Origin of the sequence: uncultured Polaribacter sp. (genome assembly GCF_947503855.1) — a bacterium.
Lineage (GTDB): Bacteria > Bacteroidota > Bacteroidia > Flavobacteriales > Flavobacteriaceae > Polaribacter.
Window position 1 is genome coordinate 1 of sequence record NZ_CANNFF010000020.1, and the last position, 2,816, is coordinate 2,816.

The 2,816-nt window shown below is 40.9% G+C and carries 2 tRNA genes and 1 rRNA gene; all 3 read right to left on the reverse strand.

The features are described from left to right. Positions 1-3 precede the first annotated feature (3 nt). The 3 genes from Q0662_RS11830 to Q0662_RS11840 all read right to left on the reverse strand — a co-directional run bounded on the left by Q0662_RS11830 (position 4) and on the right by Q0662_RS11840 (position 1,836). A tRNA-Ala gene (locus tag Q0662_RS11830) sits at positions 4-77 on the reverse strand. 83 nt (positions 78-160) lie between these two features. After that, a tRNA-Ile gene (locus Q0662_RS11835) sits at positions 161-234 on the reverse strand. An 82-nt stretch (positions 235-316) separates the two neighbouring features. After that, positions 317-1,836, reverse strand: a 16S ribosomal RNA gene (locus Q0662_RS11840). Positions 1,837-2,816: the final 980 nt, after the last annotated feature.

Here is a 2,816-nt window from a genome sequence, read left to right on the forward strand (position 1 = left end):
TTGTGGAGAATATCGGAGTCGAACCGATGACCTCTTGCGTGCAAGGCAAGCGCTCTAGCCAACTGAGCTAATCCCCCATTTGAAATTCAGAATTACGAATTCAGAATTACGAATTTAGAATTCTCTAGTTTCCAGAATTTCCTTTAAATATCAAAATTTGTAGTCCCGGGCAGACTCGAACTGCCGACCTCTACATTATCAGTGTAGCGCTCTAACCAGCTGAGCTACGAGACTATAATAGCTTTGATATTCTTGTTTTTTAAAATTAACAGCAAAGAGTAAAATATACCTTTTGTAACTCACCATCTTTCTCTAGAAAGGAGGTGTTCCAGCCGCACCTTCCGGTACGGCTACCTTGTTACGACTTAGCCCTAGTTACCAGTTTTACCCTAGGCGGCTCCTTGCGGTGACCGACTTCAGGCACTCCCAGCTTCCATGGCTTGACGGGCGGTGTGTACAAGGCCCGGGAACGTATTCACCGGATCATGGCTGATATCCGATTACTAGCGATTCCAGCTTCACGGAGTCGAGTTGCAGACTCCGATCCGAACTGTGATATGGTTTATAGATTTGCTCTCTGTTGCCAGATGGCTGCTCATTGTCCATACCATTGTAGCACGTGTGTGGCCCAGGACGTAAGGGCCGTGATGATTTGACGTCATCCCCACCTTCCTCTCGGTTTGCACCGGCAGTCTCGTTAGAGTCCCCATCTTTACATGCTGGCAACTAACGACAAGGGTTGCGCTCGTTATAGGACTTAACCTGACACCTCACGGCACGAGCTGACGACAACCATGCAGCACCTTGTAAATTGTCCGAAGAAAAGTCTATCTCTAAACCTGTCAATCTACATTTAAGCCCTGGTAAGGTTCCTCGCGTATCATCGAATTAAACCACATGCTCCACCGCTTGTGCGGGCCCCCGTCAATTCCTTTGAGTTTCAATCTTGCGATCGTACTCCCCAGGTGGGACACTTATCACTTTCGCTTAGTCACTGAGATAAATCCCAACAACTAGTGTCCATCGTTTACGGCGTGGACTACCAGGGTATCTAATCCTGTTCGCTCCCCACGCTTTCGTCCATGAGCGTCAGTACATACGTAGTAGACTGCCTTCGCAATCGGTATTCTGTGTAATATCTATGCATTTCACCGCTACACTACACATTCTATCTACTTCCATATGACTCAAGTCAACCAGTATCAAAGGCAGTTCCATAGTTAAGCTATGGGATTTCACCTCTGACTTAATTGACCGCCTGCGGACCCTTTAAACCCAATGATTCCGGATAACGCTTGGACCCTCCGTATTACCGCGGCTGCTGGCACGGAGTTAGCCGGTCCTTATTCTTACAGTACCGTCAAGCTCGTACACGTACGAGTGTTTCTTCCTGTATAAAAGCAGTTTACAACCCATAGGGCAGTCTTCCTGCACGCGGCATGGCTGGATCAGGCTCTCGCCCATTGTCCAATATTCCTCACTGCTGCCTCCCGTAGGAGTCTGGTCCGTGTCTCAGTACCAGTGTGGGGGATCTCCCTCTCAGGACCCCTACCTATCATCGCCATGGTAAGCCGTTACCTTACCATCTAACTAATAGGACGCATAGCCATCTTTTACCGATAAATCTTTAATTAAAACTCGATGCCAAGTTATAATACTATGAGGTATTAATCTTCATTTCTAAAGGCTATCCCTCTGTAAAAGGTAAGTTCTATACGCGTTACGCACCCGTGCGCCGGTCGTCATCTGATGCAAGCACCAATGTTACCCCTCGACTTGCATGTGTTAAGCCTGCCGCTAGCGTTCATCCTGAGCCAGGATCAAACTCTTCATTGTATATTTTTAATATTATAAATGAATAAGTTTCAAAAGAATTACATTAATCTAAATTAATGTGGTTATTCTACTCTTTAATTACGCTGTCAATTTCAATATTTTCAATGAACTTGGCGATTCCCTAAAAATAAGATCTACTTACTTTTTATCTCTTCGCTCTTGTAGAAATGTTAGAATCGAACTAACTAATAATTGATTGAATTACTATTCCAAAATCTCTCTGATCGTTTTTGCTATTTCTGTTAGCGGGTGCAAATCTAAAACTTATTTTTTATCTGACAAGTAAAAAATTTATTTTTTTTAAACTTTTTTTAAAACCCTAAAACTTGAACTTTTTAACCCCCGAAAATTCGGACTGCAAAGATACAAGGTTTTTTTTATTACATCCTAATAAAAATTGAAAAAAAATTTAAAGTTTTTATCTCTAAAAATTTAAACTTTTTTCACCCCTATTACAAACAACAAATACTCAATGAACTTTGCTAAACAAACTTTCGTTTTCTCGTTAGCGGGTGCAAATATACAACTCATTCTCACTCCCGCAACTATTTTTTAAACTCTTTTTTGATTTATTTTTTGAACTTCTTTTAATACCTTGTAAATGCATTAGTTATAGAGGGTTTTTTTTTGATTTTTTTGTTTTTTTTTTTAAGGTTGGTGATAGTGTATGTAGGTTATTGTTTTTAAAATTCCTTATTTATTAGGGTATTGAAATGTCATGTTTGAGGTGTTTTAAGTACATCGTGAATTAAAATTGTAGCATGAATCATCCGTTTTTTATTGGTGTAAATCTTCAAAATTGTGAATAAGATGCTTATCTCTTACTTATTTGAAGTTGTAATATTCTCTTTTTTTAGTGCTACAACTCTAATGAATTGGCACGGGTTAGGGATTGAAGCGTCTGTTTGAGCTCTTTTTGGTACCCTTTATGGTACCTAAAAAGCGAGTGCAGAAAGCCCGACCACAACCTTTTGGCGTGG